We start from the raw sequence: 2,685 nt of genomic DNA, 5'->3' as shown, positions 1-2,685 counted from the left end.
CTTTTTTTAATTCCCGAATAACAAAGCTCAAACTATTGCATGATTATGATATCTGGAATAAAACTCATGCTACAAATGCTGCTACAACAGAAGTGATTCAGACAACCGTTTCTGATGGTACACTAAATATCGATTTCACATCGGCAACACCAAATGGTCTAAACGAACCTTCAATATGCGCAATTGAGGTATTGAAAAAAATAGCCACAACGGAAGCGCAGAATGCACGGGTAGTCAACACTTTGGTAGCCCAGCCCCAAGTTTCACTAGTTCAGAAGCTGCAGGCAAAAATGTTACCGAACCCAAGTAGTAATTATTTCACGCTTACTATCGGAAGCGGAATAAATAAGCCTGCCATTGTGAAGATTTATAATGCAATTGGAGGAATAGTTGAGATCAGGAATAATGTCTATTCGACTTCGTTGACATTGGGTAGCAACTACAAGCCGGGAGTCTACTTCGCTGAAGTATCACAAGGCAACGAAAAAGTGATGATGAAATTTGTGAAGGAATAATTTGTTGGTTATAGTAAAAAGGCCGTCTCAATAGCAATGAGGCGGCTTTTTTCATTTATGTGATGCTGTATACATCTGGCATGAGTAGGCTTTGATTAAAAAATTCTAATATGGTGCAAGATGATTTATCAAGGGGTAATTATTCAGAAGTATAGAGTGAACATGCACTAATATCAACGAGATCAACCCAGGATGGATGAGAACAGGCTCAATAATGTAGTCGATCCATAGTAGGAATTTGCGGATCAGCTTGTTGATCCTACCTCCAGCCCATAAATTTTCTTTATATCAAGCGTCTGCAAATTTTAATCATTTTTTTGTTTGCCATGCATATCTGGGTTTGCATGACGTTTTTCCGCCTTCTCATCATGCGAATCGCCTTTTTTATCAGAGTTTCCAGACATAATTTTTGATTAAAACGAATTGTAGTTGTCAGAAATAATCTCCATTAAACATTCTAAGCATAACGATCAGCCTGTTTAATTATTTAAATGATAATAAGCAATGCATGTCCAAGTGCGTTTTTTAATTATAAGAACGGCATGATATCCATCACATGATTTCTGCTTGTCAATAAAATCAGCTAACGCGCATGCATACTCGATTATTATTTGTTATTAACAAAAACGCTTTTTATTGACGAAAGAAAGTCTCTTCGATTATCACCTCTAGCGCGATTTAAAAAATTGCAAACAATATGTATTTTATTCTATTTCTGCAACAACTCACAAGGATGTTTAAATGAACCCTGAAACTTTGCCCGAGCCCTTGCTTGACCGAAAAACTGCTGCAAAATACCTGAACGTATCCCCCGGCACGCTGGCGGTATGGGATTGCACGAAACGTTATGATCTTGCGCCGATTAAGGTAGGCCGCGCCGTGCGCTATCGCCTTTCCTCTTTGGAACGGTTCTTAGAAAATCAGCTGAAAGCAAAATAATCCGTTTGCCATTTTAATTTCTTCTAACACGGAGATTCGCATGAATATTGAACAAGCGAAAAGGATACCGCTTGCCCTGATACTGGAAAAGATCGGTTGCAAGCCCGTTCGGGATAACGGCCATAAAGCCACTTATCTTTCACCTATCCGCCATGAAAAGACACCCAGCTTTCAGGTCGATAACGCTAAAAATCTTTGGTATGATTTCGGCATCGGCAAAGGCGGCGGTATTATAGAGCTAACCTGCGCCTGGCTGGAAAGCCAGAATGAATCGCATACCGTTCCCGATGCGCTACGCTGGCTAAGGAACATGGCCGGTTATACGCCATCCATCCAGCCTATTGCCGTTGTGGATAAGGCCAAGGCAAACGAGACGCCTCTTGTCCTTAAAAAAGTAAAAGCCATTCAACATCCTGCGCTGATTAATTATCTTACAGGACGTGGCATCCCGTTGGATATTGCCTCTCCATACATATCAGAAGTGTCGTTATATAACAGGCAAAATAAAAAGGACTTTTTCGCCTTGGGCTTTGCCAACGAGGACGGCGGCTATGAAATCAGGAACCCTTTTTTCAAAGGCTGTATCCGTCCTAAAACCATCACCTTCATTCGCGGCAACATACCAAAGCCGGATGATATCCACTTATTTGAAGGGTTCATGGATTATCTTTCTGCGCTGGCGCACCAGAATATTCTCAAATTTGACGGGGATACAATTGTGCTGAACTCATTGTCCTGCCTGAAATTTGCCACGCCGTATATTAAAAATTATGGGTATCGCATCGCCTATACCTGGATGGATAATGACGATGCCGGAAAGAAAGCGACAAAGGCCCTGGCGGATTTTTTCCAAACGGAAGAGTGCCTGCAACATATTCCGAAGAATGGGCTTTACGAGCCGCACAAGGATGTCAACGCATGGCATATGCACAACCTTGGATTATCACCATGTAACACGATGAAAAAGTCTGAATCAATAAATACGAGAGAATTTTATCAATGGCCGCAGTCAAGGGAACCATTAGTCTTAGATAAGTTTTAGATAGGTGTACACATACCCTTGGATGTTAAAAGTCGATGGTTAAAATAATAAAATGTTCTCAATTATAAGCAGGTGACGCAGGACCATCGAATATTAGAAGATAGCATTCTTTTCCTAGCGGTCACTGGAACTCTAACCTAGTGTAGTAGCAATTTAATTATGGTTCATAATATTTTGACAACTTTTCAT

3 protein-coding genes are annotated in these 2,685 nt (G+C 40.7%); all 3 read left to right on the top strand.

The annotated features are described in order from the left end of the window. A partial coding sequence (locus WKF69_RS17955; protein ID WP_340383670.1) for a T9SS type A sorting domain-containing protein occupies positions 1 to 515 on the top strand: 515 nt, incomplete at its 5' end. Between the two features lie 741 nt (positions 516 to 1,256). Then, complete coding sequence (locus WKF69_RS17950; protein ID WP_340383668.1) at positions 1,257 to 1,454, top strand: helix-turn-helix domain-containing protein; 198 nt, start codon at positions 1,257 to 1,259, stop codon at positions 1,452 to 1,454. 40 nt (positions 1,455 to 1,494) lie between these two features. Continuing rightward, entirely contained in the window at positions 1,495 to 2,496 is a 1,002-nt protein-coding gene (locus tag WKF69_RS17945; RefSeq protein WP_340383666.1) for a toprim domain-containing protein, read from the top strand. Positions 2,497 to 2,685: the final 189 nt, after the last annotated feature.

Origin of the sequence: Daejeonella sp., assembly GCF_037719425.1 — a bacterium.
Classification (GTDB): domain Bacteria; phylum Bacteroidota; class Bacteroidia; order Sphingobacteriales; family Sphingobacteriaceae; genus Daejeonella.
The sequence above is the reverse complement of the archived record's forward strand: the minus strand, read 5'-3'. Positions and strand labels throughout refer to the sequence as shown.

Excerpts from the sequence above, each read along its gene's own strand:
- WKF69_RS17950 (WP_340383668.1), top strand. The coding sequence starts at position 1,257 with ATGAACCCTGAAACTTTGCCCGAGCCCTTGCTTGACCGAAAAACTGCT.
- WKF69_RS17945 (WP_340383666.1), top strand. The coding sequence starts at position 1,495 with ATGAATATTGAACAAGCGAAAAGGATACCGCTTGCCCTGATACTGGAA.